This is a genomic window from Ekhidna sp., assembly GCF_040220215.1.
GTDB lineage: Bacteria > Bacteroidota > Bacteroidia > Cytophagales > Cyclobacteriaceae > Ekhidna.
Genome location: NZ_JAVJTR010000011.1, coordinates 260441 through 286474, shown reverse-complemented (window position 1 = coordinate 286474; position 26034 = coordinate 260441). Strand labels below are relative to the sequence as shown.

Sequence of the window (26034 nt, the reverse complement as noted above, 5' to 3'; positions counted from 1 at the left end):
TTTTGAAATTATTCATCTACTTGGACGGTTGCGAATGCCAGAATAGCAAGATTCATATCGAATGCATTGTCTCCAATAGGGCTGTCAGTATTAAGTGTTAACCCAATGCTTACATCTCCCTGCTGTAGCCGGTTACTAGCAATCTCCAGTCCATTGGCTTGATCTGGGGTCAAAGGAATTACGGCTCCATCAGTAATAGTAACTGAACCATCAGTACTAAATGTACTTCCACTGAGATCTATTATAATTTCGCCTGTTACAGTGTTATCAAAATCCTTCATTGTAATCGTAAAAGATTTGATTTCTAACTGAGTTATGAAATCACCATACTCTCTTATTTCTGAGTTTACCGTGGTAGATGCTGATTCACTATAACTTTGAAGAAATTCAAGTCCTGCTTGATTTGCGTTAAACACTGTTTCATAATCACCACCTACTTTAATCTGAACGCCTGCATCGCCACAGTTTGTCAAGAGCATAAAGCTGAGCATTCCTAGCCCTATACATATAAATTTTACTTGTTTCATTATCTGTTTGATTTCAATTGAACTCAGTAAATCTAAAAAGAAATATCAATAATAGACCGAAGCTTAAAGCCCAAGCCTACTCTTTAGTCGAAAAGTTTGGCTAGAACATTTATTTGTATTTATTTCGCAAATAAGAAAAATTCCTAAATGGAAGTTATTAGTCAAATAAAAGACCATCTTAGTGAAGCAGGGCTGAAGGCAACACATCCAAGAATTGTGGTGTTAAAGGAGCTGATGCTGTCTCATGATCATCCAACAGCGGAAGAGATTCACGGGATCATAAAAGAAGACAACCCCTCGATTTCATTGGGAAGTGTCTATCGTATATTGGATGTGCTTGTGGATGCTGGATTGATTCAGCGTGTATCTGTTAGGTCAGGTTCTAAACGTTATGATGCCAACATGAGCCCTCATGGTCATATTTATTGCCTTAAGACGAATAAAATCCAGGATTTTTATGATGAAGAGCTTTATGGGCTAATCAATGAATTCTTCAGAAAGAAGCGAATTAGGAATTTTAAAATCAATGAAATTAAACTTCAGGTAAATGGCGAACGCATCGATCCTGAAGTTGATGTAACAATTATTTAAAAATTAACACTTAAAACAAAAAACAGAACATGTCATTAGTAGGAAAAAATGCACCTATTGTAAACGCGCCAGCAGTAATCAACGGCGAAGAGATCGTTGAAAACTTTTCTTTGGATCAATATATTGGTAAGAAAGAAGTGATCTTCTTTTTCTATCCTAAGGATTTCACGTTTGTATGCCCTACAGAAATCCACGCATTTCAGGAAAAGCTAGAAGAGTTTGAAAAAAGAGGGGTAGCTGTTGTGGGCGCTTCTTGCGATACTGAAGAAACGCACCTTGCATGGTTAATGACCGATAAAGATAAAGGCGGAATCTCAGGCGTTACGTATCCATTGGTTGCAGATTCATCTAAAACAGTGGCTTCAAACTTTGGTGTTTTGGCGGGAGATTGGTCTTACGACGAAGAAGGAAACCTTGAGTTTACCGGAGCACCAGTTGCATACAGAGGTACTTTCTTCATTGATAAAGAGGGAATCGTAAGACACGAAACCATCAATGACCTTCCATTGGGACGTAACATTGACGAGATGCTGCGAATTGTAGATGCATGGAAGCATGTAGAAAAGCATGGAGAGGTTTGCCCGGCAAACTGGGAAGAAGGTAAAACAGCAATGAGTGCTACAAGAGAAGGAGTTGCTGAATATCTATCTAATAGCTAATTCTCAAGAGAAAGAATTTTTTGAAAGGCTGATCACTTAGTGGTCAGCCTTTTTCATTTTAATTGTTTCTTTACTTTGCACCAATGATCATAATCGTAGAATAGGTTGAAGGCGCTAATTATAAAATCTACAGGACTCTGGTATGAGGTACAGGCTGAACAGAAAAGGTTGATTGCCAGACTTAGAGGAAAATTTAAGCTTGAAGACAAAAAACTAACTAACCCTTTGGCTGTAGGCGATTGGGTGGAAGTGGAAGCGAATCCTCAAACAGGTGATGAATGGGTGATCACAAAAATCTATGACAGGGAAAACTATGTCATGCGGGAAAGTCCCCGAAAAAAGGGGCATGATCATTTAATTGCCTGCAACATTGACCAGGGAGTTTTAATTGTAACCTTGAAAAAACCTCGAACTTCAATTGGTTTTATAGACCGATTTCTGATCACTCTGGAGAGTTTCAGAATACCGGGTGTCATTTTGTTCAACAAAAAAGACCTTTACTCGAAAAAGGAAATTGAGAAATATGAAGAGTTAAAATGTATTTATGAAGCGATAGGATATAGGGTGCATTTATGTCAATTTGAAAAGGAAGTAAGCGATGATGTAAAAGGTCTGCTTGAAAATAAAACCAGTTTATTATCAGGTCATAGTGGTTCAGGTAAATCAACATTGATAAATCAACTGATACCGGATGCTCGTCAGGAGGTTAGTGAGATATCCGATTTTGCCAACAAAGGGGTTCATACTACTACCTTTGCAGAGTTATTTTTTCTTGATGATCAGTCAGCAATTATTGATACCCCGGGAATTAAGGAGCTTGGTCTTTCAGAAATAGAAGATGAGGAGCTATCTCACTATTTCCCCGAGATGCGTCAGTTTCTCGGAACTTGTAAATTCCATAATTGCCTGCATGAAAATGAGCCCGGATGTTCCGTAAAAAATGCTTTGAATGATCAGATATCTCCAGTCAGATATGAAAGTTATCTTTCAATTCTGAGAACTGAAGATAACAGGAGATAAATATTAACGTTGATTCTTTAACCCCATAAAAACCAGTAATGAAAAATTATAGGAAAACACTAATAGTCAGTTTGATAGCTCTAACCAGCACAATAGTCTCATGTGAGCTTTTTGAAGATGCTACTAATCCACTTTCGGAAGGAGAGATTATTCAGGGTCTGAAAGAGGCCTTAAATATCGGGTTAGATAACTCAGTAACCAGCGCATCATCTGTTGACGGTTATTTGAAAAATGAGGTAATTAAAATTTTGCTTCCGGAGGAGGTGGCAAATCTGAAAAGTCAAATCAACTCAAGTACAATACTCTCGGCTGCTTACAATACCTATATTGATATTGAAAATGATGGCGATGATCTTTTTGATGGATTGATTACAGCTATGAACCGTGGAGCTGAAGATGCAGCAGGTACGGCATTACCCATTTTCGGAAATGCTATTACTAATATGACATTTGATGATGCTCGAAATATCTTGAATAGTGAGAATGATCAAGCGGCAACCGACTTTTTTGAAGCTGAAACAAGATCAGAGTTAATATCTTCCTTTAGCCCTAATGTAAAAAAGGCATTAGGTGATAATCAAGCCAGTCAATTATACTCAGATATAGTCGCACTACTGAATTATGAGTTTGATCCGGTGTTCGGAACAACTGTAGGTCAAGCATTGGATTCAGACCCAAATTTACCCGCTACATTAGATGAGTATGCTACTGGAAAAGCTGTAGACGGCTTGTTTTATCTTGTGGGAGAGGAGGAGAAGAAAATTAGAGAAGATCCTTTTGCTTGGGGGAGTTCGATCATAGAACGCGTATTCGGAGGTAATTAATAACCAAAAAAAAGGACCGCTCAGAACGAGCGGCCCCATCACACAACCAACCTAACTCACTATTGCTAGTGTAGTTGTATAACATACGAAACTTTAATAGTGTTCGGTTGGATTGTTAAATCTTTTAGATCACATCAATACTACATTTAGGAAATTCTTGAAACTTTTTATCTTTGATTACGAATACTACATTTAGGAAATTCAAGGATGAAAAAATTTCAGTTAGGAGAATTCGAAGAAATCGTATTGCTCACAGTCGGGGTGCTATACAATGAAGCTTATGGAGTGGCGATTAAAGAAGAAATCGAATCACGGTTAAAAAGAAAAGTTAGTGTAGGCGCTTTGCAATCTGCTCTGAGGCGAATGGAAAAGAAAGGTTATCTGAACAGTAGAACAGGGGAGGCGAATGAAAAAAGAGGAGGTAAGCCTAAGCGTTTTTTCACAATAACCGCTCACGGCAAAGAGGCTTTAAAATACTCTAAGGATGTGCGCACTCAACTGTGGGATGCTATTCCGGAAATTGCACTTGAGTTGAAATTTTCATGATTAAAACATTTGCAGATATAATGTTTCGGTGGTTTTGCCATCCTGATTTTTATCCGGATATAAAAGGTGATCTCGAGGAATTGTATGCGAATCATAAAGATCAAAAAAGAAATCTTTCTCAATGGAGGTACTTGATAGACGTTGTTCTTCTATTTCGAATTTCACTCTTAAGACCAATGTTAAAAGACTCAATATTTAAAGGCACAGGTATGTTTAGTAACTATTTCAAAATCAGCTTTAGAAACCTGATAAAACACAAGGGATATACTGCGATCAATGTTATTGGTGTTGCGGTTGGGTTAGCTGCTTTTCTTTTGATTAATCAATACATCCGGTTTGAAAGAAGCTATGATTCATTTCATAAAAATCCTGAGACAATCTATCGATTGACGACAGATCAGATTGTGGATGGTCAGCTTGGTGTTCGTGATGCCATGTCCTTTAATCCAACGGGAAAAGTAGTGACTGAGGAGGTACCGGAAATAAGTGAGTATACTGTGACCTATAATATTGGTAATGCTACAATTCTAAAAGGTGAGTCAATCATCAACGAGGAATCGGTGAAAATGGCCAATGAACACTTCATTGAGTTTTTTGGACATAAGGTCATTTCGGGTGATAAACAAACAATGCTGAAGGAGCCTAACTCAATTGTACTTACCAAATCCAAGGCGGAATTTTACTTTGGAGATCATGATGTAGTTGGGAATACACTCCACCTTTTTTCTGGATTTGATAGAGATTTTAAGGTAACAGGGGTTATTGAAGATGTTCCTGAAAACACGCACTTTAAGTTTGACCTGCTAATTTCTATTTCCACTATCCAGGAACGATTGGATAATGAGAGCTGGAGAGCCTTTAATTACTACACATATGTGCGTGTAGATGAAGGGACAGACATTGCAAAGCTGGAAGAAAAACTTATTCCTATCAAGGATAAGCACATGGGAGAGGAGAGTACTTTGTTTTTCAATTTGCAGCCAATACAGGACATTCACCTGAATTCAGATATGACTTTTGAGCCTGAAGTAACCGGGAGTAAGAAATCAGTCGATTTCTTGGAAGTCATTTCGATTTTCATCCTAATAATTGCTTGGGTCAATTACATCAACCTTTCTACAGCAAAAGCGGTTGACCGAGCAAAGGAAGTTGGACTAAGAAAAGTAATTGGTGCTGGTAAAAAACAGCTTAGGCTACAGTTTTTGATCGAAGCTCTTTTAATAAATGTCATTGGGGCTGTCGTCGCACTATTCATTGCACAATTAGTGTCTCCAAGCTTCAATGCACTTGTAGAAACGACCATATTAGATGCTGTCTGGAAAGACGCCTCTTTTCTTTCTATGCTTGGTCTATTTGCTTTAGTCGGAACTTTTATCTCGGGATTTTACCCGGCTATTTTCTTATCCAATTTTAAGATAATAACTGTGCTGAAAGGAAAATTCAGGAATACCAAAAGTGGAGTGGGGTTAAGGAAAGGATTAGTAGTTCTACAATTCGCCACTTCTATTGTGCTCATTGCCTGTACATTGATAGTCATTCGTCAGGTTGATTTTATGAGGAACATGGACATGGGGATGAACATTGATCAGGTAGTCTCTTTCAGAAATCCGAGAGCTGAGAATGGAGACTATGAGGCCATGAGGGAAAAAGTAAAGGCTTTTCAGCAGTCATTGATAGCTAATTCAAGCATTTCCAGAGTTGCTACAACTACAGCTGTACCAGGCGGGGAAAGTGATGAAATTGCATCTACAAGCGGAGGCGTCAAAATCGTTGGGATAACGGATAGATTGGATGCTACTACATATATTCAGACAGTTGATGAGAGGTTTTTTGAGTTATTGGACATACAAATTCTGGAAGGAAGGAATTTTGAAAAGGATTTAGCTACTGACTCATCTGCTGTAATTGTCAATCAGGCATTTTTGGATCGCTTCCATTTATCTGTGGGGAGTGTGATTAACGAAAAAATCCAATTCGGAAGAGATCCTGAAAACGATAAATACCACATCATTGGTGTTATTGAAGATGTCAATAGAACAACACTTAAAAAGTCAACGGAACCAACTTGCTATTTCCATGGACCTGTTTTGCAAAACTCGTTGGTCAAGTTTGCTCCTCAATCCATTGAAGAAGGATTGAATCATATCGAGACTGTCTGGGGTCAAATGTTCCCTACAGCGACACTGGAATATACATTCATCAACGAGCGTTTTGATCGCTTGTATAAAGAGGATAGAAGGTTCGGTGCAGTGTTTAGTGTTTTTTCGGGTTTTGCCTTGATGGTTGCGGTTTTAGGCTTGTTTGGCCTTATATCTTTTATAGCATCGCAGCGAACCAAAGAAGTAGGAGTAAGAAAGGTATTGGGTGCCTCTGAAATGCACATTGTTTCGTTATTCTATCGTGAGTTTTTGATTCTGATTGGAATTGCTACCGTCATTGGGATTCCAATTGTGTTTTTTGGTATGAATAGTTGGTTGGATAATTATGCCTACCGAATCAGTTTCCCCTGGTTGGTAATAGTTTTATCGCTTTTAGTGGTCATAATTTGCTCGTTGATTACTGTTAGTGCGCGAGTTCTCAAAGTAGCATCTTTAAATCCAGCTAATACGCTTAAGTATGAGTAGGCTCAAATGAGCTTTATAAATCCTGGAATCAAGCTGAAATTTCTTTGAACGATGCACTGTTTAATCTCATAAAGACATCTTATTCTAAGAGCTAAATCTTCCGCTTTTGTACGGTTCAGCTCTTTTATTTTTTGACAGACTTTTAAGGTTGTTTTCTGGTGAATGGATTTAGAGCGAAACTGCATGTCAGAAAGTGAGCCGGGTACTATTCTTTTCTTAACCAACACCTCATCCGTAAATGCATAATTCCAGTTACGTGCAGAGCGGATCCAGAAATCAAAATCTTCATAGGAAAGAGATTCATCATACCCATTTAGCTCCTCTAAGACATCCCGCTTGATCATCATGGATGGAGGAGAAATAAAGTAACGTTTTATTAATTCAAGATATACATCTCCATAAGGCACTTTTTCTATTAATTCATCCTTTTGATTTCGTTTATAATGAGTATTTAGTGGGGCGCAATCTTTATCAACATTCAAAACATCGCAAAAAGTAACACCAGCATCGGATTGTATAAAAGAATTTACTCCTTTCAACACTCTTTCCGGCATTAAGCAATCATCCGCTGCAAGATCAATGATGTATTTGCCGGAAGATTTGAAGAAGCCTTTATTAAAAGCAGCACAATTGCCAATGGAGGTTGGAAGATCGATAAATGAAACGTCCTTCCCATTGAAACATTCTTTGATTGCCTCTTTGCTTCCATCAGAACTACCATCGTCAACCACGATTAGCTCAATGTTCGGATAACTTTGCTTCCATACAGAATTAATAGACTCACGAACAAAAGGTGCGTGATTGTGACATAAGCAAATGACAGAAACCAATGGCAATTGATTCATTCTGGTAATATCATGTCTCTGATTGTTTTTAGCAAAAATTGAATTGGTTTTCAATCACCAAGGTTAAATTCGGGGAAATGAATCTCTTCATCATCCCATCGTGGTATCCATCCGCATCCAATCCTATTTATGGTACTTTCAATAAGGAACAGGCAGGCTTGATAGCCAGAGGTAAACAGGATTGGAACATCGGTGTAAGTACATGGGGACAGGGTGATTCTTCTTATTTAATACCTGCATCGTCACCATTTTCCATATTTAAATTATTCCAAAAGGGAGAAAAGTCGAAAACACATATAACCCAAAACTTCACAGAGTATTTTAATCCAGCTTTTACCTGGACAAGAAAATGGTGCAAAGGAAACATTGAGGGCATTATAAAATCGAATGCAGTAAACCTTGATTCATTTATCAATGATTTCGTAAAACCAGACGTTTTAATCGCTCAAGCAAGCTACCCAGCAGCGGTTATCGCTAATAGGCTTTCCAAAGAATACAACATTCCTTTTGTGGTAACCGTGAGGATGAGCCCTTTTCCATTTACTGAATTTCTAACACGAAAAGGGTCAATCAAGGAGATTATTAAAAAACCGCTTGAAGAAGCTGATTATCTAATTGCCACAAGCAATTCACTTCAAGAAAGATTACATGATTTTGGATTCAAAAAAGTAAGGGTAATTAATAATCCTGTAGATACCGAGTTCTTTCACATGAGCCCAAGGGAAAAAGCAAATGAGTGCCGAATATTGACCATTGGGAGAATAGAAGAACAAAAAGGGTATGACCTGTTAATAAAAGCCTTGAGTCAGTTAGAAATCCCATTTGAATTGAGAATCGGAGGTGATGGCAGCAAGACTGATGAATATAAAAAGCTTGCCAAAAATCTAGGAATTGATGAGAGGATCATCTGGTTAGGAATCCTGTCAAGAGAGCAAGTAAGGGATGAAATGCAAGCGTGCAGCTTCTATGTATTGTCCAGTAGACATGAGACATTTGGAAATGTGATCCCGGAAGCCATGGCCTGTGGCAAACCTATTGTATCTACAAGGTGTGGTGGCCCTGAAGATATTTTAAATGATAAGATTGGTTACTTGTGTGAGAATATGAATGTTGAAGACCTGGCTGAAAAGATCAAACTTATGATCAACAATCACAGCCAATTTTCTTCGGAAGAAATTAGAAAAGAGGTTGTAACAAATTTCAGCCCTGAAGTTTGGCTAGCACAACTTGAATCATTGTTTAAAGAGATAGTTCCAAAGTAAGTTTATCGGAAACTTCAGCTCCCATTCGCTCCTTGAATTTCATCAAAGTTTCCTGAGGTTTTCCCTGAATAGAAGAAACACCCAAATCAAGGTATTTGAAATCTTTTTCTCTGTAATAATCCACCATCCCGGCTATCAGCAGTACCATAGGACTTTGATTGCGAAACATCGGGCTGGTAGCAGGTAGGTAATAATAGGCTATATCAGAAGTAACATTAACCGCAATGCAAAGTGCTGAAATTTTTTCATCTCTGAAAACACCAAAACATTCAAGCTTACTGGGCAAATTTTCATTTTGTGTTTGCAACTGCTCCAATGATATGTTGATCTGTAAACCTTGCGCTTGTCTGCAGACAGTCAAAAACTTATAGGCTGTTTCAAGTTCATTTTCTTTCATTTTGCGAAATTGAAACCCATCCGCTTTTAAGGACTGAAGCTTCCGCTGTTGCATTTTGTGTATTCTATCTTCCCAATCAGAAGTCAATTCAATTTGCTGATTTACGTCCCTAAAGGAGAGGCTAAACCCGGATTTAAGCAAGTCTTGTGAAGGTACAAATGATGAATAAAACTCTGCGGGGTGGCTGATAATGACTTTAAGAATGCCTTTGCTCCTTAAATACTGCCATATTTTCCCTAAAAAATATACCGCTTCTTTCTGTGCACCTTTGCAAAAGATTGACCCAAAAGGACTCCTTGGTATGCTAATTGCCTCATTGTTGATTAAATCAAATGCAATGAAGAAGTGCTCTTCGGAAAATGCATGAAAGTTTGAATAACTATGTGAATCGAAATACCCTTTTTCATAATAAGCAACTGAAAAATGATTCGGAAGTTTCTTGGTCGAAGTATGAATTGAAAAAGCCATGTGGTTACAAAATTAAATACCAATGCCACTTTTGTAAGCTCAAATCGAGCGTTATCTTGCATCTTAGATTTTTACAATAAAATCTTTAAAAGTTCACCTTGAAAAAGATATTCACTAGCACGCTCATTTTTCTTTGTTTTGGTCTGTCTGCACAGGTTTTTGAGAAAGGGCATGTCCAGAACCTTGTAAAAAAGGGAACGGATCATATATATAATGCATCACCCGACTCTGCTGAATACTATATATCCAAAGCCGAGAAGTATCTATCCGATCATCCTGTTATTCCGCTAATGAGGGCAATGTCCATGTTGTGGGCAAATATCCCCCTTATTCCGGATGATCTATTTCTCAAAATAGAAGATCAGTTGGATTCTGCAATTGTTTTAGCTAGGGAAAAGGATCCCAACCTGGAAGAACCTGAAATGATTTTTTTTGCGATGGCATCATACGGTTTGTTAGCTGAATATTACGCTGAGCAGGGCTCAACCATGAAAGCGGTAGGAGAGGCAAACCGAGCCTATGCGCTTATGAAAAAAGGATTTGAAATAGTTGATGAGCATCCTGAATTTTTGCTAACTACGGGTCTATACAATTACTTCATAGAAAAGTATCCAGAAAAACACCCGATATATAAGCCACTTTTATGGTTTTTTCGGAGTGGTGATATGGAACTGGGCTTAAAGCAGCTAGAAAAAGCTTGCACTGAATCTTTCCTAACCCGTGTAGAGGCACATGTTTATTTGAGTTACATATATCTCAGGTATGAATACAAACCGGAACTGGCCCAAAAGTACTTATCAGAGCTATGTGAACTCTACCCGAATAATTTTTACGCTAAGGCAAAGTATGTTGAATCTTTGGCCAACCCTACCGACTTTAAGAATGCACCTGTGGATATTATTTATGATTTAATCACACATGAAAGCTCATACTTTAAGCTTGCTGGATATGTATTTCTCGGGTATTTTGAGGAAAAAATCATAAAAAACCAAAAGAAGGCAGAATATGCCTATCGGCAGGGTTTGGAATATGGCGATACCATCCCCAATCATGGGGAGTTTTTCAAGAGCTTTGGTTATTTAGGTTTAAGCAGAATACTGATAAACAAGGAAGAAAAAGAAGAAGCCAGGGAATTGCTAGATTTGGCTTTAACCTATGCTGAAACAGAGCAGGTTGAATCAGAAGCCAGGAAGCTTTTATCAGAACTTTGAGTATATACCACACAATCAAGGAAAAATCAGAAGGACTTTACAAGGAGAAGGGAAGCAAATTCTTGGCTTTCGCTTACCCTGTAAAATCTGAGGTTGAGATAAAGGAAATTCAGGAATCACTTCGCAAAGAATATTATGATGCCAGGCATCATTGCTTTGCATGGGTGCTGGGAATGGATGATCAATCGTATCGAGCCAATGATGACGGGGAACCTGCGCATTCAGCAGGTGATCCAATACTTGGTCAAATTAGGTCATTTGAGCTCACTAATGTTTTGGTAGTTGTGATCAGGTATTTTGGCGGCACCAAACTGGGAGTGGGAGGCCTGATCAATGCCTACAAAACTGCAACTGAAGCCGCATTATCAAATGCAGATAAGAAAGCTATTTACGAGACAAGTCAAATCACAATGAACTTTTCTTATGAAATGATGAGTGTAGTGGAGCGGATAATAGTGGAGTTCAATATCTCTATCATAGAAAGGGATTTTCAAATGTCTTGCAGAATAGAGGGAGTCATAAAAAGTGATATGCTGGATGTGTTTAGAGAAAAAACCTCCGATCTTTATGCTATTGACTTTGAAATAAAAGAATAAAGATGGCAGCACAAGAGTTCAAAAAACTATTCATAAGAGACCTGGATAAACTAATGACAGAGCTAAAAGCTTATTCGAAAGAAGAATCGCTTTGGAAAAAAGTTGATGGTATTAACAACTCTGCCGGAAATCTAATCATGCATTTGTGTGGCAACCTGCAACACTTTATTGGCGCTGTGCTTGGAAATACAGGATATAAGAGAAAACGTGATTTTGAGTTTAGCGGAAGGGTTTCTTTCCAGGAGCTAAATGAAGAAATAAACCTGACAGCCAAAGTAATTGGTGATTATTTTGATCAAGTAGACAGCAGTGATTTAGAAGAGGAGTATCCTCTGGAGCCGTTTGGTTATCCAATGACTGTTAACTACTTTTTAATGCACTTGCTAGGCCACTTAAATTATCATCTCGGCCAGGTGAACTATCACCGAAGAATACTATTCTAACCCCTAAATAGTACCAAAAACACTCTTTGTTCATTGAATATTTCAATGAGAGAAGCCTTAATCGGGAATTAGGGTTGGTTTATCTAATAATTTTGTGGAATAAACGAATCAGGGGTGATGGTTACATAAATCTTAGCTAACCTTGAATCAAAGAAATTCAAAACAATCCATAGCTGGTTGAATTAGAACGGAGTTGCTTTGGTGAGGGCGCTCCGTTTGCTTTTTTACCCCCCCCCCAATATTTATCTCATAAAAATCCTTATTGATGTTTTTCTCTAGCTCTTGTTACTTTAGAATAGAATTAACCTGAGTTCGACGAAGAAAGTTAATTATGCTTTCGTGCATGCTTATGAAATGAGTTTTTCACGGTAGCGTAATCGTTTCAGTGCTCTCGGATACTGCCCCAAAAAACCCTAAGACCTGCTGGTCCATGTTGTTAGTAAAAAACAAGTTTCCATTGACAATGGCAGGAGTAGTGCCTGAAGAGGTTCCCAGAGTTGTAATTTGAGATCTTAAAATCTTTAAGTAGTTGTGCGTATTTTCAGAAATTGAAACTAACTGCACTGTCATCTCATTACCAGAGTCATAGCCAAAGTTTTGGAAATTATTAGGAATGAGATTGCCATTGAAAAGCCGGTCATTTTGGATCACTATGGGATCTGGATCATTAAAAACTTCCCCATTCTTGTAGAAAACCCAACGATAAAAATTCATCACATCACCAGGATCCCTGCTGGTGATTTTAGGATAGAAAATGGTGATTTGCTGGCTGGGGTTATTAGGATCATTTTCCTCGAAGAAATCGAATTGAAGGTTTTCAATTGGGACATTTTCTGGCATTTTGTCCCATTCAGATTTTATTTCCATAGTGTCTATAGTTATTAGAACACGGTATTCCACGCCATTGATACCACGAAAAGGAGTATTCGAATGATAAAAGCCATTAGCCTCATATGAGTAATGAATGGTGTCACCTTCTTTCGACACCACGAATACCTCAGCATGTTCTATGATATCCACAGAAGAATCACTTGCAAAGCTATTGGATCTAGTAATCCTGATTGGCTGGCTGCCTAATGAGTCGGTTACCCAACCTTGCACTACCACCAGGTTTTGTGAAGCAGGCAATTCAACTATTACTACCTCTTCACAAGCAAAAAAGATAAAGAGCAATATGTATAATAGCCGTTTCACTTAAAATCTGAAATTATAGGTAATGGCCGGAATAATGGTTCCAAAAATCGAGTATTTAACTACTTGCGCAGTGCCCGGATCAATTGGGGACTCCCTGAAGAAATAGGAATACGCATTTTGCCTTGCATAAACATTGTATATGGTAAATATCCAATAGTCCTTATTTTTTCTTCTTGAGCCATCTTTTTTATACTCCTTACCATCCCATTTTATCGATAAATCCAAACGGTGATAGTGAGGTAATCTGGCATTATTTCTAAACTGAAAATGTGGAACTAGATTTCCCTCAAAGACATATTTATCTGTTGGCAGGGTCACAGGTATTCCTGTGTTAAATACAAAATTCGCAGATGCACTTAGCCTTGTGGAAAGCTGCATGCTCCAGGAGGTGGAAAAGTCATGCGTTTTATCATGGTTCTCAACAATATACCTTTGACTATTGTTTTCCGGTATCCTGCTCTCTGCACGAGAGAGTGAATAGCTAATCCAACCTTTGAGTTTTCCGGTTTTTTTCCGAGCGTAAAGTTCTAAACCATAGGCTCGAGCTTCAGTGAATATTAGCTCAGTTTCAATGTTTTCATTGAAGGTTAAATCTGCTCCATTCTTGTATTGAATGTTGTTGCTTATGTCTTTAAAATAGATTTCAGAGGAAAGCTCCCACATGTTTCCTTTCAAGTTTTTATAAAGACCTAGTGTGTATTGATTGGTTGTTGACGGAGGAATATATGTATCGCTAAGTTTCCAAATGTCTGTTGGTGATGGAGATATTGTATTGGAGATCAGGTGTAAATACTGAGCTGTTCTCGAAAATGATAGCTTGATGGATGATTTTCTATTCAATCTCCAATTTACTGAAGCTCTTGGTTCAAGATTGTAGTCATAACTGATAAGCTCTGCCTTGCTAAACCTCAAAGTGTCTACAATGGACGAATCGGCGTTTGGATTATCTCCCCTATATTGAAACACAGTCCCGGTTCCAAGGTTATGAAGGCTGCTAAGTCTAAATCCATAGTTGAATGAAAAATCGCCAACATTCGTCTCCTGCCCTAAATGTATCGCGGACTCAAAAGCCTGCTCATTTTCCAGCTCCACCTTGTTGGTGGTTGCGCTTTGATCCAATGGTTCACGTGAGCCCGGAAGCAAGCGGTGATAGACCGTTCCAAAACCAAAAGTCAACTCATTGTTTGGGTTGAAAACATAGGTCAGATTCATTTTCGCACTGTAATCTGCAATCTTTGATCGACCAACGAAAGCTCCGGGTTCCTCCGTGCTTTCAATCTTATAGTTGTACTCTGAAACAAATGCTGAAATATTTGAAAAAAGTCTTGGTGAGAACAAGTAATTCCACCTGAAATTCAGCATTCTATTCCCCCAATTCCTAGTTGTATTTAGCCCGACAAGGTTTCTGTCATTACCCAGGTATCCGGATAAGTAGTATGTACTGGCCTGACTATATTTAAAATTCAACTTTACATTCAAATCCTGGAAGCTAATACGATTTCGCCTTACTGAAGTGCTTGCAAAATCTTCCGTTGAAAGATTGAGCAGACTTTGTCGCCCTGATATTAGAAAGGAGCTCTTGCCTTGATGGATGGGGCCTTCGAGTAGTGCACGTGCCGATACAGCTCCAATTCCTCCTGAAAAACTTGTCTTATTTATGTTCCCTTCTTTTTGTCTTACTTCAATAACAGAGGAGGTTCTTCCACCATAAGAGGGTGGGATAAATCCTTTCATGATTCGAACATCATTGACTGCTTCAGGATTGAATACTGAGATGAATCCGTAAAAGTGGTTAGGGTTATAGATAATCGCTTCATCTAATAAAATCAGATTCTGATCCACACCTCCCCCCCTTATGTGTATACCGCTGGCATCTTCACCGATCGCCCTAATGCCCGGTTTTAGCAGGGCATTTTGAATTATATCCACTTCTCCCAGTAAATAAGGAATTTGACTATCTGCACCGGAGATTGAAATTCTATTGATTGAGGGAATGTTTTCAATGAGATTGACATCATCGGAGAGGGAGCTTACTTCCACTTCATCAAGTTCAGTGATCCGTGGGGCGATGGACACTTCAAGATATGTGTTGCGATATAGAGAAACTTCGACCTTTTTTTGTTCATAACTAAGATGGGAAAATTGCAATCGATAATCCCCTTCCTTCAGGGTAAGTGAATAGTATCCGTAACCGTTTGTGGTCGTGCCCAGTTTTGTCCCCATTACCTGTACTGTAGCCCCAATGATATGCTCACCTGACTCTACATTTTTGAGTACTCCATGAACCGTATAGCTTTTGGCAATATGAGGCGATATGATTATTTGCTGTCCTTCGTAGCTGATATCGGCAATCAGGTTTTTAGACAGGAACTCAAAAAAATCCTTCACCGTCAGGCCTTTTTCAACTGTCAAAGATTGATTGGTGAGTTTATCTGAGCTATAAGCGATAGGCATTCCAATGCCCCTTAACGAGTCAAGTGATTTGAAAAGGGATATTTCGCCCCAAAATATCAAATTGCTTTGAAGTGCACTTTGCTGCGCTTGCATAGCCAATGTGCAACACAATGCTGTGCAAACTAATATCTTACGTAACTGGGAATAAGGGGCGATAAACACGCCCACAAAAGTAATAAAAGCTTATGCTAGAGATTAGCAGCCTTGTCCCGAAATTTTTACAGTATTATCCTTTAAGGTTGTCTTAACATTGAGGATCGTTCCGAGAGTTTCAAGAACTTCTGCTAGTGGTTGCCTATTGAATGTAGCAGATATCCTGCATGATTCAAGCTTCTCAGTGGAGAGCCTAAATTCAACATCATAATATTCACTCAATTCGTTTAAAGCTTTACTTAAAGGTGTTTTGTCAAACTTGAATACACCATTTCTCCAACTCATGATGTTCTCTGAAGGAATGTTATTGAATTGAACGCTTGCATCACTTCTATTAAAAATAGCCTCCATACCAGCTGGGACTTCTGTCAGATCACCGTCTTTTTCAAAAGCAACCAATCCTCTGTCCACATAGAGCTTCACATCTTTTTCTGTTGTGACGAGGTTAAAAGCAGTACCTAAAACTTTTACGTTTACACCATTTACATCGATGATAAATGGCTTTTCACTCTTTTGGATGTCGAAATAGGCTTCACCAGTAAATGAGACATTCCTTTCATCTCCAAACTCTTCAAGGTAAGTGAAACTGGAGCCAACATTTAATACACCTAGCGAGCCATCAGGAAATGTAACACTTAATTTTTCAGTGTTAGATGCTACATGAATTTGGGAAGGTTCAGGATTGTATAGATAAACTGATAAAGTGAGAACAGCCAGAACAGCTACTGCAGCTGCAATTTTCATCCATGTAAAGGCTTTGTTAGGATTATAAACCTTTTTATTCAGAGCGTTCCATGCCGCGTCTTCGTTTACTTCAGGGGCATCCATATTCGAATGCTGAAATAAGAACTCTACAAAACCGTCTTCTTTTTCAAAAGGCTGCTCCTTGTAGTTCAGGTAGTTATATACTTTCAGGTCGTTTGCCATCTCTATTATCAGTCAATAAGAAGGGTGCTAACCCCTAAGTTTTTTCACTTTTTTTTCAGTTCATGTGCTCTTTGTAATGTTTGTACACATGTTCCAGTGACTCCCTCAATTTTTTCAGGGCAATTCCCATCTGATTCTCCACTGTTTTTTTAGATAAATCCAATTCCTCAGCTATTTCCTCATACGTCATTCCGGCATTTCTGCTTAGGATAAATATCTTCCTACATTTCTTAGGTAATGCGTCAACTGCAGATTGAATATACCTTTTCAATTTTTCGTTCTCGCCTTCATCCTTTTTCGGCATGCTCACGCTCAGCATGACTTCACTAACATCTGCCATGGATTGTTGTTTGGGTAATTCAAGCTTGATATAATTCAGGCATTTGTTTTTAACTGCTGAATAGAGGTAGGTTTTTAATGTTGTTTGAATGTCAATATTTTTCCGTTTCTCCCAGATATAAAGAAAAACTTCTTGAGCCATTTCTTCAGCTATAGTTGCATCGCGAACATAGGTAAACGCAAATCGGTACAGCTCTTTATAATATCGCTTGAAAATGACCTCATAGGAGGAGAAGTCATTACTCTTCACTTGCTGGAAAAGTAAAAGGTCATTGTCAGAACTCATGTAAATATTTATTGCTAACTGTTAGGTGACAAATACTGAGTGATCAGTGTTTGAAATTAGGACGAAATTAGGAACAACATGTGAATACTGACACATAAAGTACTGCTCAGGTTGGTTATCCTTGTTTCTTGGGTGAATAAGCTAGGCAAATAAAGTATAATTTCCGTGCTGGTCTGACGGTGGAGCCGGTTTCATAAAAGAAACATCATTTCCATCAATGTCCCTGATCTTTGGAGTAACAGTATGAGAAACAAACGCTTCTTTAGTTTCTTTATTAAGTAAATCTTGTAGTTCGTTCAGGTTGTCGGACTCTAGCCATCTTCTGGTCGATGCAGCGTCAAGAATTGCCGGCATGTCTTCCTGAAAATCACTCACCTGCTCGTTTGCTGGTCTGGTGATCATAATGAATGAATGAGTTCCGTCCTCTCCTTCTTCCCACAACCCCGCAACAGAAAAAACTTTTTTATCAGGGAAGAAAAAGTAATGCGGCACCAGTTGTTTTTTAGCCACTTGTTTCCATAAATAAAAACCGTCCATAGGGATTACACACCTATTGGTTGCCAACTTTTTCCGATAGCTTGATTTATTAATAACCGAATCCATCGGGAGGTTGAAGAATTTCGGGCTCATAGCACGATTGTTTGACCACATAGCCATTAAACCCCAATTGAAAAATGAAATCTTATCAACCTCATTACTGGTAATGGTAGGTAGGATCTTAGTGGGGGCAGCATTAAATTGGGGCTGGTATGTTTCTGGAACTTCGGCTCCTAAAACAAGTGCTAACTCATCTGAGTTGAGTGTTATCGTGTATCGATCCAACATTTATGGCAATTTAACACGAGAACATCGCTTACTCAATTTTCATTTTGTGCCAAAACAAAATTTTTATTTGATGGATGGGTTAATTTTGACTTAGAATTAAAGACGATCTAAATGGCTGAAGTAATAAGAATGCCCAAAATGAGCGATACCATGGAAGAAGGTGTGATCGCCTCATGGTTGAAAAAAGAGGGCGATGAGGTGAGCTCAGGCGATGTACTGGCAGAAGTGGAAACGGATAAGGCAACTATGGAACTGGAATCTTACCAGGATGGGGTGCTTTTACACATTGGGGTGAAAGAAAAGGAGTCTGTTCCTGTTGATGGTATTCTGGCTGTGATTGGTGAAAAAGGTGAGGATTATAAGCATTTGCTGGAGGAAGCTAGCAATGGTCAGCCAGAAGAGAATAATATGGAAGAAGCGAAGGAAGAGAAGTCTGAAAAGAAATCAACTGAAAAAATTGACACAAGCAATATCAACGCCACTGTTGTGCGAATGCCGAAGATGAGCGATACGATGGAAGAGGGGGTGATTGCATCCTGGTTGAAGAAAAAAGGAGACAAAGTGGAAGCAGGCGATATACTTGCCGAAGTTGAAACGGATAAAGCTACCATGGAATTGGAAGCATATGAAGACGGAATACTTCTTTATACCGCTGTGGAGGCCGGCAATGGTGTGGCCGTTGATGGTATAATAGCGATTATTGGTGAAGAGGGAGCAGATTACGAAGCGCTACTCAAAGCTGAAGATCAGAAAGACGAAGAACCAGCTAAAGAAGAGAAAAAGGAAGAAAAAACGGAGACTAGTTCTTCACCAGCGAGCACTTCAAGTAGTTCTTCTCAGCCTTCCCAGACCACTACATCGAGCAACGGACGAGTAAAAGCATCTCCTTTAGCTAAAAAGATCGCTTCAGACAAAGGAATCGACTTGTCTCAAGTGAATGGATCCGGGCCAGATGGAAGAGTTGTAAAAGCAGATGTAGAGAACTTTACTCCTTCTCAAGCACAAGAAAAAGCTAAGGATGTGAGCCAACCTTCAATCAGCATACCAAAAGTGGTTGGAGAAGAGAAATCAGAGAAAGTAGAGCTTTCGCAAATGCGCAAAGTGATTGCCAAGCGATTGAGTGACAGCAAATTTGCTGCACCACATTTCTATCTAACGATGGAGATCAACATGGATAAGGCCATTGAAGCCAGAAAATCCATGAATGAGATTGCTCCTGTAAAGATTTCTTTCAATGACATGGTGATTAAAGCTGCAGCAGCGGCATTGCGCCAGCATCCCGATGTAAATGTCAGCTGGCATGGAGATCACATGATGAAACATCAGCATATTCACATGGGAGTGGCTGTAGCTATCCCCGAAGGCTTGATCGTACCGGTCGTTCGATTTGCTGATAGTAAATCGCTTTCTCATATCTCTGCCGAGGCAAGAGAGCTAGCACAAAAAGCCAAAGACAAGAAATTACAACCTGAAGAATTTTCCGGAAACACATTCACCATTTCTAATTTGGGAATGTTTGGGATCGAAGAATTTACAGCGATCATCAATCCGCCTGATGCATGCATCATGGCAGTGGGTGGTATCAAGGAAACGGTTGTTGTGAAAGATGGTGAAATGTATGCTGGGAATGTGATGAAGGTGACACTTTCATGTGATCATCGTGCAGTAGATGGTGCAGTAGGATCAGCATTTCTGAAAACATTCAAGGAGCTCTTAGAAGATCCGGTTAGGATTTTGATTTAGTGCTGTCACATTGAGCTTGTCGAAATGTGTTTTCCCATTGTGAGGTTTCGACAGGCTCAACCTGACAAAATGTAATTGTTTTGAACTCTGTGAAGCATCTTTTCCTTTATTAAAGCTAGACAACATTCTATGGAAAAAATAAAATCAACAACCGTCCTGGCAATCAAGCACAATGGCAAAGTAGCCATCGGAGCAGATGGTCAGGCTACCCTGGGAAATACCGTTGCAAAATCAAACGTAAAAAAAATACGCAAGCTTGCCGACGGAAAGATCGTGACAGGGTTCGCAGGTTCTACGGCAGATGCCTTTACTCTTTTAGATCGGTTTGATGAAAAGCTGAGCAATTATTCAGGAAACCTGAAAAGAGCAGCAGTCGAACTTGCTAAAGACTGGCGAACAGACAGATACTTACGTAAGCTGGAAGCTATGATGATTGTGGCGGATAAAGGAGAAGTGCTCATCGTATCCGGAACTGGTGATGTAATAGAACCAGACGAAGAAGTAGCAGCTATTGGATCGGGCAGCATGTACGCAAGAGCGGCAGCTCTGGCATTAAAGAAGCATGCTTCCAATCTTTCTGCTGAAGAAATGGTACGTGAGGGGCTGACAATTGCTGCAGATATTTGCATTTACACCAACCATAATTTGGTTGTTGAGGTTGTAGAATAGCTTTTCAGATTTAGTAATAAGAATAATTTCAGGACACCACACCCGTTACTTTTTTAGAATTGTAATGTGAATTTCTATTAACCAGCAAACTCAAAAATGAAAAACCTAGTACTCACCCTTTCAATACTTGTTTTATTTATCGTTCCGACCTTCGCGCAGGAAACCTTGCAGGACAAATATGATGCTATGCTGGAAGAAACCGAGACCTATGAACAGTATAAGGTCATTCCACGCACACGATTAAATGCCTTTTGGTCTGAGGCGATGGATTCCTTGAATTTGAAACAGAGAAGTATCAGGGAGCTTAGATCTGAAACTGCTGATGCTAAGTCTCTAGCACAGCAAGCACGCGGAGAGCTGGCTGAGGTGCAGGCCAGGCTGGATGAAAGTCTGGAGCTGAACGATACCATTTATTTCCTGGGCATTCCGTTTTCCAAAGTAGGATACCACATCATGGTGTGGGTCATTATCATTGCATTGGCAGTGCTTGGCGTCATGGCCTACTTCATGTTTATCCGAAGCAATAGTGTTACGAAACGAGCCAAACGTGAGTTTGACAGCCTTCAAGCGGAATATGAAGAGCATAAAACCAAAGCACGTGAAACGCAGGTGAAACTGAAGCGTGAACTACAAACAGCCGTCAATCAGTTGAACGAGCGGAGAAGCTAAACTCTTTTTTGGAACTTCATCGCGAGCTATGCGAAGCGATCTCACAATAAGGAGATTGCTTCACCTTCGTACCTCAGGTTCGCAATGACGGGATCACTTATCGAGGTGTCATCCTGAGTTGATCGAAGGAGACAAGTCGTTGATTGATCAAAGTCAAACTTTTGGCCACTTCCAGGCCAGCCAGATAATAACGATGGTTATCAGGCTTTCCAAAAAAGCAAGGAACACATAAAATGAATACCAGGGAGTCATCGAGTTGATTCCAATTAATAGCATCATCAGTGTAAATAGTATACCGAAAGAGATATTGAGGACCCTGTTCAGTTTGGCGTTGAGTAAAACAGACAATGCCACCATCAACGATGGGATGGAAAGAATGACTGATGCGATAAGTAGTGTCATGGGGCTGTCAAGCACATTGTTGCCTGTTAGCAGGCTATCTACTTTACCCGGAGTGTACAACTCGAAATAGTCTCCGTACAGAAAGCAGAATACCAATGAAGCCCACAACGCAGATAGTTTGATTTTGATATTGATTTTTGGATTGTCTAGCATGTTAGGTTTGTTATTTTGGGATTACTGACAGATTGATGCGGGTGGATAAAGAATGGTTGCGTATAAAGTTATAATTAATAATCTGTCATCCTGAGTTTATCGAAGGAGACAATTACGGATCAATCACCCGCCCACTATCCCGCACCCTTCGACAGGCTCCCCCTGCCTCAAGTGGCTTACCCGAAAGGCATGGCAGAGTGACTCGCATTGAGATGAACAGTATTCCCCCTTTGAAGGGGGGTGAGATGGGGGGTGTGGCTGGAGGGGGATGTGTTTTCCTATCTCATACTGTAGTCTAACCATCGGAAGAAATTTCTGGCACCATCTTAGCAACTTTGAAATCGTGAACGTATTCTTAGACTATTTCTTAACGTTTTTCCATAGCGCTTTTGTGCTATTCGTCCTGACCGGATGGATGCTCAAATCCACTCGAAAAGCCCATATAATCGCTATTGGACTCATCCTAATCGCCTGGCTGGGTATTGGATGGTACAAAGGTGTGATCGGTTACTGTCCTCTCACAGACTGGCATTGGGACATTAAGCGGGAACTGGGTGAACGAAACATTTCGAGTTCATTCATAGAATACATGCTGGAGAAAATCACCGGCATAGATCTTAACCGAAAACTCGTAGATGTTGGAACTGCAGCAGGACTGATTCTGAGTGTTTTGTGTGCGGGATATGTGAATCTGCGTTCACGAATTTCTAAAAGGAATTAGCGATTCCCATGGATAATAACTATTGTCATCCTGAGTTTATCGAAGGAGACAATGACCGATTAATCAACCCGCCCTTCATCCCCACCCTTCGACAGGCTCGTCAACAAATCTCCATATGCCATAATCGATCTTTACAACCTTAGAACAAGATTATTTAGCCACTTAGACCAGAAGGTGACAACAACAATTGGTTCGAAAATAAAGAATGGAATAGACTGAAATTTTGTGTAATCTTGGCGCGCTAAAAGCACCTATATGAACATGGTCGCATTTCTATCTTTCATTTTTATTACCAGCTATACACCGGGCCCTAATAATATTACTTGTGCATCATTTGGAATGCACCTTGGCTATAAACAAACGTTTAAGTTTTTAATGGGAATAGTGGCAGGTTTCTTTACCGTGCTGTGGATTTGTGTTTTACTGTCCTCCGTACTTTTAGAAGTAGCGCCATTCATCAACACCTATATGAAATATATTGGGGCGGCATACATTTTATGGCTAGCCTATCATACGCTGAAAGCCAGCTATACTTCATCTTCAGAAATAAAGGAATTGGCAAAGTTTAGCAGAGGGTTTTTGCTGCAAATGGTGAACCCAAAAGGCATCTTTTATGGCATGACCATTTTCACCACCTTTCTCTATAACCCGAACAAGCAAATACTTTCACATGCACCATGGATATTTGTTTTAGCTGTTGTGTGCTTTAGCGCAGTTTCAGTCTGGACCTTATTTGGCAGTTTTATTCAGAAGTACATGCAGAATAGTACGTTGAAAAAAGCCATCAACATTATTCTGTCATTAGGGCTTGTTTACACAGCATTAAAGATTTTGGATTTGTTTTAATTTCTTGCGAAGGCAATTCCCCCTTTGAAGGGGGTGCGAAAGAATGTGGGGAGTAGGGGGATGTATTACACAAGCACAAGCGAGTCGCTTGCGTCAGTAGAGAAAGGATACTAATGGATCGCATGTTCAAAATAATAAGATCATCCATTGAAACTGGTTTTCCAGGTCCTTTAACGCTCCTTCGGCTGTTCGTACATCGATGGCCGTAGATTGATTACTAACATGTTTGAAAAGTGCATGTCTAAGGTCACCGTCGGCAATGGAGTAGGCCGCATCACTGTAGTAATAGTTTCCATCTTCCTTTTGGCGATAGGGAATATAAGCATCTGGAATTGTGCTCACGCGGCAAGCAATACAATGTATATTGATGGCCAATGTACGTCCTGCATACGGTGCATCATCTTGCAGCATGGCCATAAATCCGGTGTACTTATTTGAAAGAGGAGCCGTTGCAATATGGCCAAATCCAAATTGTGCATACACCCGATCGGTAGGGGCTACTTCTCGCCTAAAATTCCGCAACATCACAGCTTCACGATAATCACGCGACGATTGACTGTTGCCGTTTCCATACTCGCATACGTCGCGCAGGCTCTGCACAATCCGATCGAATAGTTCAAAATCGGCACCCATTGAATTCGAAATAACCTCTCTTTTCAATGAATATTCCGTTTCAAAGTGCTTCATCCATTTTTTAAGGCTGGCAATGGAATTTTCATCTTCTTTTGTAACCATTTCGTGCAAGGTGGGGGTACTCCCGGGGAAATGATCGTGCAGCTGGTATTTTTCAATAAAATGGAGCATCGACCAGAGTTCGAGGCTGGCATGCCGGTTTTCATCCAGGTCAATGCCCACCACCTCCAACGATTTGTTCTTCTCTATGAGCAGGGCATACAGCCAGTTGAACAAGCCATAGGCATCATGGGCCACTTTGTCTTCTTTTCGAAATTTGTCAAACGACCAAAACCTATCGGTGGCTACTTTTAAGTACGTTTCGTCTCCCGTCTCGAGATACCGTGTGAGCCACACGCCGTAGGCATACGGACGCTCCATCACGAGCTTGTCTAACCCTCCATTGTCAAGTAAAAACGAGATGAATTGCTTGTACTGGGCAATAGCCAGTTCGGTACGGTGAAATTCGGAGGTACAGATAAAATTGTACCTATTGAGGTCTTCGGACAACCACTCGAGCGCTTCCGGTTTATCAGCATCTATTTCAAACGGGTGGGTCCGGAGCGATTGAAACGATTGGGCACTCAGACATAGCGTTGCAATCGACAGTAATGAGGTGGTGATTTGGCGCATAGTTTCAACTTTTTCAGTCTGATTAAACGCTCGCTTAGAACCAATTGATGTGCATTAAGAAAAAATTAACACTTGGTGAAATGGTGGTGCGTATGCACGTGCGTAGGAGTAAGCTGATTCAAAAGTTGCCCGTATGTACATACTGTCTGACATAGGGCAAACATCCTTGGAAGAAAACCTGTGGGTATGTTAGTCCCGCAGGTCGTGCAAATCAGTTTTTTGCATTATAAAATCTCCACTTCCTCCGGTACCATCAAAAACAAGGTGCATCCATTTTTAGATTTAACCGAGTGTTTGAAATTGGGAGGTGTGTAGAGGTAATCTCCTTTGTTGAAAATTATGTCCGCCAACTCGCAGCTACCTTCCAGTACGAGTATTTCTTCTCCAGCCGGATGATTATGATATGGGTAGCTTGCCCCCGGGTCGAACTTCAATAGGAAGGTAACTGGACGGTTTTCTTCCCATCGCAGTGGCATCCAGTTAATACCTGTACAATCAATGCCTTCTTCTTCCAGAGGCGACCACTCCGTGGATGTTGTTTTAACAATAAAATCTTGAATATCAGTGCTCATGTTATTTCAGTTTATGATATAGCAATTCATTTTCTACATACTTTCGATGCTCGGCGCTTGTAAGTTTCTCCAATAACGCCAAAGAGGCAGGATAGCTGACCAAGCTGCCATTAGAGGACATGATGTTTCCATCAAGGATATAATCCACTTCTTCATCATTCTGAACAAGAAGAGCAGGGTAGTTTTCTTGCAGCCTTTCAGCACCGCCTACATAGGTGACAATTTTCTTGTTGTTGGCGATTCCAGACTGGCCAAGCATTAAGGCCCCTGCGCAATGACTTGCGATATAATCGGCCGATTGGTTTTGTTTCCTGATAAATTGGATCATTGCTGAATCAGCAACCTGCAAATCCGGTCTGAATGAACTTGGGACGATTAACACTTTAAGTTCAGGAGCTTCTTCAATCAGCATATCAGGGACAATGCCCAGTCCCTCTTCGCTAACATAGGTCTTAGTCTCTTTTGCGATTGTTATCACATTGAATAATACGTTTCCATTCGCATCGCTCTTAGTAAAAACATCTAGAGGGGCAGCAATTTCATTTGTTAGGAACCCTTCAAAAATGAGGATACCGATTGTCGGAATATCCGGGTTTATTTCTTTTTGCATTTTGTGTTGCGGTTGTGGCTCCAAATCCGGCTTTTGATTGCTGCAAGCGAATGCAATTCCAGTTAGCAGAACCATTTGAATAATCGTTTTCATTGTTTTTTTTTGATTTTTGAATCGATTCAATACAAAGTTGGTACAGTCCAGATTCGTGAG

Annotated in this window: 28 protein-coding genes; 16 read left to right on the top strand and 12 right to left on the bottom strand. The window is 39.9% G+C overall.

The window, feature by feature from the left end; all coding sequences use genetic code 11:
- Positions 1-8: 8 nt before the first annotated feature.
- Positions 9-527, bottom strand: coding sequence for a hypothetical protein (locus tag RIC88_RS05575; protein WP_350216517.1), 519 nt, complete (start codon positions 525-527; stop codon positions 9-11).
- 147 nt (positions 528-674) lie between these two features.
- On the opposite strand from RIC88_RS05575, the gene RIC88_RS05570 reads away from it, so the two are divergent.
- The 6 genes from RIC88_RS05570 (at position 675) to RIC88_RS05545 (ending at position 6791) form a co-directional block, all read left to right on the top strand.
- The gene (locus RIC88_RS05570; protein WP_350216516.1) at positions 675-1118 is read left to right on the top strand and encodes a Fur family transcriptional regulator; all 444 of its coding nucleotides are present in this window, start codon (positions 675-677) and stop codon (positions 1116-1118) included.
- Positions 1119-1147: 29 nt separating this feature from the next.
- Positions 1148-1777: a peroxiredoxin gene (locus RIC88_RS05565; RefSeq protein WP_350216515.1), complete on the top strand. Its 630-nt coding sequence runs from the start codon at positions 1148-1150 to the stop codon at positions 1775-1777.
- Between the two features lie 105 nt (positions 1778-1882).
- Complete coding sequence (gene rsgA, locus RIC88_RS05560) at positions 1883-2797, top strand: ribosome small subunit-dependent GTPase A (protein WP_350216514.1); 915 nt, start codon at positions 1883-1885, stop codon at positions 2795-2797.
- Positions 2798-2835: 38 nt separating this feature from the next.
- Positions 2836-3621 (top strand): DUF4197 domain-containing protein, encoded by a 786-nt coding sequence (locus tag RIC88_RS05555; RefSeq protein WP_350216513.1) that lies wholly within the window; start codon positions 2836-2838, stop codon positions 3619-3621.
- A 207-nt stretch (positions 3622-3828) separates the two neighbouring features.
- On the top strand, positions 3829-4167 hold the full coding sequence (locus RIC88_RS05550; protein WP_350216512.1) for a PadR family transcriptional regulator: 339 nt from the start codon (positions 3829-3831) through the stop codon (positions 4165-4167).
- Positions 4164-6791 (top strand): FtsX-like permease family protein, encoded by a 2628-nt coding sequence (locus RIC88_RS05545; RefSeq protein WP_350216511.1) that lies wholly within the window; start codon positions 4164-4166, stop codon positions 6789-6791. Before RIC88_RS05550 ends, RIC88_RS05545 begins: the two co-directional genes overlap by 4 nt.
- Positions 6792-6793: 2 nt before the next feature.
- On the opposite strand, the gene RIC88_RS05540 is transcribed toward RIC88_RS05545, so the two are convergent.
- Positions 6794-7690: a glycosyltransferase gene (locus tag RIC88_RS05540; protein ID WP_350216510.1), complete on the bottom strand. Its 897-nt coding sequence runs from the start codon at positions 7688-7690 to the stop codon at positions 6794-6796.
- Between the two features lie 23 nt (positions 7691-7713).
- On the opposite strand from RIC88_RS05540, the gene RIC88_RS05535 reads away from it, so the two are divergent.
- The gene (locus RIC88_RS05535; RefSeq protein WP_350216509.1) at positions 7714-8898 is read left to right on the top strand and encodes a glycosyltransferase; all 1185 of its coding nucleotides are present in this window, start codon (positions 7714-7716) and stop codon (positions 8896-8898) included.
- Here the strand turns inward: RIC88_RS05535 and RIC88_RS05530 are convergent.
- Positions 8876-9763 (bottom strand): GNAT family N-acetyltransferase, encoded by an 888-nt coding sequence (locus tag RIC88_RS05530; protein WP_350216508.1) that lies wholly within the window; start codon positions 9761-9763, stop codon positions 8876-8878. The genes RIC88_RS05535 and RIC88_RS05530 overlap by 23 nt on opposite strands.
- Before the next feature lie 98 nt (positions 9764-9861).
- Here RIC88_RS05530 and RIC88_RS05525 point away from each other — a divergent pair, with 98 nt between their 5' ends.
- The 3 genes from RIC88_RS05525 to RIC88_RS05515 are packed head-to-tail and all read left to right on the top strand — an operon-like array spanning position 9862 to position 12013.
- Positions 9862-10974, top strand: coding sequence for a hypothetical protein (locus RIC88_RS05525; RefSeq protein ID WP_350216506.1), 1113 nt, complete (start codon positions 9862-9864; stop codon positions 10972-10974).
- Positions 10971-11570: an IMPACT family protein gene (locus RIC88_RS05520; RefSeq protein ID WP_350216505.1), complete on the top strand. Its 600-nt coding sequence runs from the start codon at positions 10971-10973 to the stop codon at positions 11568-11570. The genes RIC88_RS05525 and RIC88_RS05520 overlap by 4 nt, the downstream gene beginning before the upstream one ends.
- Positions 11571-11572: 2 nt before the next feature.
- Positions 11573-12013 (top strand): DinB family protein, encoded by a 441-nt coding sequence (locus RIC88_RS05515; RefSeq protein WP_350216504.1) that lies wholly within the window; start codon positions 11573-11575, stop codon positions 12011-12013.
- A gap of 363 nt (positions 12014-12376) precedes the next feature.
- On the opposite strand, the gene RIC88_RS05510 is transcribed toward RIC88_RS05515, so the two are convergent.
- The 5 genes from RIC88_RS05510 to RIC88_RS05490 all read right to left on the bottom strand — a co-directional run bounded on the left by RIC88_RS05510 (position 12377) and on the right by RIC88_RS05490 (position 18191).
- Entirely contained in the window at positions 12377-13207 is an 831-nt protein-coding gene (locus RIC88_RS05510) for a DUF4249 domain-containing protein (protein WP_350216503.1), read from the bottom strand.
- The gene (locus RIC88_RS05505) at positions 13208-15754 is read right to left on the bottom strand and encodes a TonB-dependent receptor (protein WP_350216502.1); all 2547 of its coding nucleotides are present in this window, start codon (positions 15752-15754) and stop codon (positions 13208-13210) included. It abuts the gene before it with no gap.
- Between the two features lie 102 nt (positions 15755-15856).
- A complete protein-coding gene (locus RIC88_RS05500; RefSeq protein WP_350216501.1) occupies positions 15857-16741 on the bottom strand; it encodes a FecR family protein in 885 nt (294 codons plus the stop codon).
- Positions 16742-16796: 55 nt separating this feature from the next.
- Positions 16797-17366, bottom strand: coding sequence for an RNA polymerase sigma-70 factor (locus tag RIC88_RS05495; RefSeq protein ID WP_350216500.1), 570 nt, complete (start codon positions 17364-17366; stop codon positions 16797-16799).
- Positions 17367-17507: 141 nt separating this feature from the next.
- Complete coding sequence (locus tag RIC88_RS05490) at positions 17508-18191, bottom strand: SOS response-associated peptidase (protein WP_350216499.1); 684 nt, start codon at positions 18189-18191, stop codon at positions 17508-17510.
- Between the two features lie 111 nt (positions 18192-18302).
- Here RIC88_RS05490 and RIC88_RS05485 point away from each other — a divergent pair, with 111 nt between their 5' ends.
- From RIC88_RS05485 to RIC88_RS05475, 3 genes are all read left to right on the top strand, one after another.
- Positions 18303-19934 carry a pyruvate dehydrogenase complex dihydrolipoamide acetyltransferase gene (locus tag RIC88_RS05485; protein WP_350216498.1) on the top strand — a complete coding sequence of 544 codons (1632 nt, stop codon included), beginning with the start codon at positions 18303-18305 and terminating at the stop codon, positions 19932-19934.
- A 129-nt stretch (positions 19935-20063) separates the two neighbouring features.
- Positions 20064-20603 (top strand): ATP-dependent protease subunit HslV, encoded by a 540-nt coding sequence (gene hslV / locus RIC88_RS05480; RefSeq protein ID WP_350216497.1) that lies wholly within the window; start codon positions 20064-20066, stop codon positions 20601-20603.
- Positions 20604-20699: 96 nt separating this feature from the next.
- Complete coding sequence (locus RIC88_RS05475) at positions 20700-21272, top strand: hypothetical protein (protein WP_350216496.1); 573 nt, start codon at positions 20700-20702, stop codon at positions 21270-21272.
- Positions 21273-21425: 153 nt separating this feature from the next.
- On the opposite strand, the gene RIC88_RS05470 is transcribed toward RIC88_RS05475, so the two are convergent.
- Positions 21426-21827 (bottom strand): DUF6326 family protein, encoded by a 402-nt coding sequence (locus RIC88_RS05470; protein ID WP_350216495.1) that lies wholly within the window; start codon positions 21825-21827, stop codon positions 21426-21428.
- 343 nt (positions 21828-22170) lie between these two features.
- Between RIC88_RS05470 and RIC88_RS05465 the strand changes: the two genes are divergently transcribed.
- Complete coding sequence (locus RIC88_RS05465) at positions 22171-22548, top strand: DUF2784 family protein (RefSeq protein ID WP_350216494.1); 378 nt, start codon at positions 22171-22173, stop codon at positions 22546-22548.
- A gap of 255 nt (positions 22549-22803) precedes the next feature.
- On the top strand, positions 22804-23394 hold the full coding sequence (locus RIC88_RS05460) for a LysE family translocator (protein WP_350216493.1): 591 nt from the start codon (positions 22804-22806) through the stop codon (positions 23392-23394).
- A 126-nt stretch (positions 23395-23520) separates the two neighbouring features.
- On the opposite strand, the gene RIC88_RS05455 is transcribed toward RIC88_RS05460, so the two are convergent.
- Entirely contained in the window at positions 23521-24423 is a 903-nt protein-coding gene (locus RIC88_RS05455; RefSeq protein WP_350216492.1) for a hypothetical protein, read from the bottom strand.
- Positions 24424-24492: 69 nt separating this feature from the next.
- Between RIC88_RS05455 and RIC88_RS05450 the strand changes: the two genes are divergently transcribed.
- Positions 24493-24660, top strand: coding sequence for a hypothetical protein (locus RIC88_RS05450; protein ID WP_350216491.1), 168 nt, complete (start codon positions 24493-24495; stop codon positions 24658-24660).
- 263 nt (positions 24661-24923) lie between these two features.
- On the opposite strand, the gene RIC88_RS05445 is transcribed toward RIC88_RS05450, so the two are convergent.
- Both RIC88_RS05445 and RIC88_RS05440 read right to left on the bottom strand, forming a co-directional pair.
- The gene (locus RIC88_RS05445) at positions 24924-25271 is read right to left on the bottom strand and encodes a cupin domain-containing protein (protein WP_350216490.1); all 348 of its coding nucleotides are present in this window, start codon (positions 25269-25271) and stop codon (positions 24924-24926) included.
- Position 25272: 1 nt separating this feature from the next.
- The gene (locus RIC88_RS05440) at positions 25273-25974 is read right to left on the bottom strand and encodes a DJ-1/PfpI family protein (RefSeq protein WP_350216489.1); all 702 of its coding nucleotides are present in this window, start codon (positions 25972-25974) and stop codon (positions 25273-25275) included.
- Positions 25975-26034 lie beyond the last annotated feature (60 nt).

Coding starts and splice junctions, on each gene's coding strand:
- RIC88_RS05445 (WP_350216490.1), bottom strand. CDS start 25,271: ATGAGCACTGATATTCAAGATTTTATTGTTAAAACAACATCCACGGAG.
- RIC88_RS05515 (WP_350216504.1), top strand. CDS start 11,573: ATGGCAGCACAAGAGTTCAAAAAACTATTCATAAGAGACCTGGATAAA.
- RIC88_RS05570 (WP_350216516.1), top strand. CDS start 675: ATGGAAGTTATTAGTCAAATAAAAGACCATCTTAGTGAAGCAGGGCTG.
- RIC88_RS05535 (WP_350216509.1), top strand. CDS start 7,714: ATGAATCTCTTCATCATCCCATCGTGGTATCCATCCGCATCCAATCCT.
- RIC88_RS05550 (WP_350216512.1), top strand. CDS start 3,829: ATGAAAAAATTTCAGTTAGGAGAATTCGAAGAAATCGTATTGCTCACA.
- RIC88_RS05575 (WP_350216517.1), bottom strand. CDS start 527: ATGAAACAAGTAAAATTTATATGTATAGGGCTAGGAATGCTCAGCTTT.
- RIC88_RS05495 (WP_350216500.1), bottom strand. CDS start 17,366: ATGAGTTCTGACAATGACCTTTTACTTTTCCAGCAAGTGAAGAGTAAT.
- RIC88_RS05440 (WP_350216489.1), bottom strand. CDS start 25,974: ATGAAAACGATTATTCAAATGGTTCTGCTAACTGGAATTGCATTCGCT.
- RIC88_RS05490 (WP_350216499.1), bottom strand. CDS start 18,191: ATGTTGGATCGATACACGATAACACTCAACTCAGATGAGTTAGCACTT.
- RIC88_RS05500 (WP_350216501.1), bottom strand. CDS start 16,741: ATGGCAAACGACCTGAAAGTATATAACTACCTGAACTACAAGGAGCAG.
- RIC88_RS05530 (WP_350216508.1), bottom strand. CDS start 9,763: ATGGCTTTTTCAATTCATACTTCGACCAAGAAACTTCCGAATCATTTT.
- RIC88_RS05555 (WP_350216513.1), top strand. CDS start 2,836: ATGAAAAATTATAGGAAAACACTAATAGTCAGTTTGATAGCTCTAACC.
- RIC88_RS05565 (WP_350216515.1), top strand. CDS start 1,148: ATGTCATTAGTAGGAAAAAATGCACCTATTGTAAACGCGCCAGCAGTA.
- hslV (WP_350216497.1), top strand. CDS start 20,064: ATGGAAAAAATAAAATCAACAACCGTCCTGGCAATCAAGCACAATGGC.
- RIC88_RS05470 (WP_350216495.1), bottom strand. CDS start 21,827: ATGCTAGACAATCCAAAAATCAATATCAAAATCAAACTATCTGCGTTG.
- RIC88_RS05485 (WP_350216498.1), top strand. CDS start 18,303: ATGGCTGAAGTAATAAGAATGCCCAAAATGAGCGATACCATGGAAGAA.
- RIC88_RS05505 (WP_350216502.1), bottom strand. CDS start 15,754: ATGCAAGCGCAGCAAAGTGCACTTCAAAGCAATTTGATATTTTGGGGC.
- RIC88_RS05475 (WP_350216496.1), top strand. CDS start 20,700: ATGAAAAACCTAGTACTCACCCTTTCAATACTTGTTTTATTTATCGTT.
- RIC88_RS05545 (WP_350216511.1), top strand. CDS start 4,164: ATGATTAAAACATTTGCAGATATAATGTTTCGGTGGTTTTGCCATCCT.
- RIC88_RS05460 (WP_350216493.1), top strand. CDS start 22,804: ATGAACATGGTCGCATTTCTATCTTTCATTTTTATTACCAGCTATACA.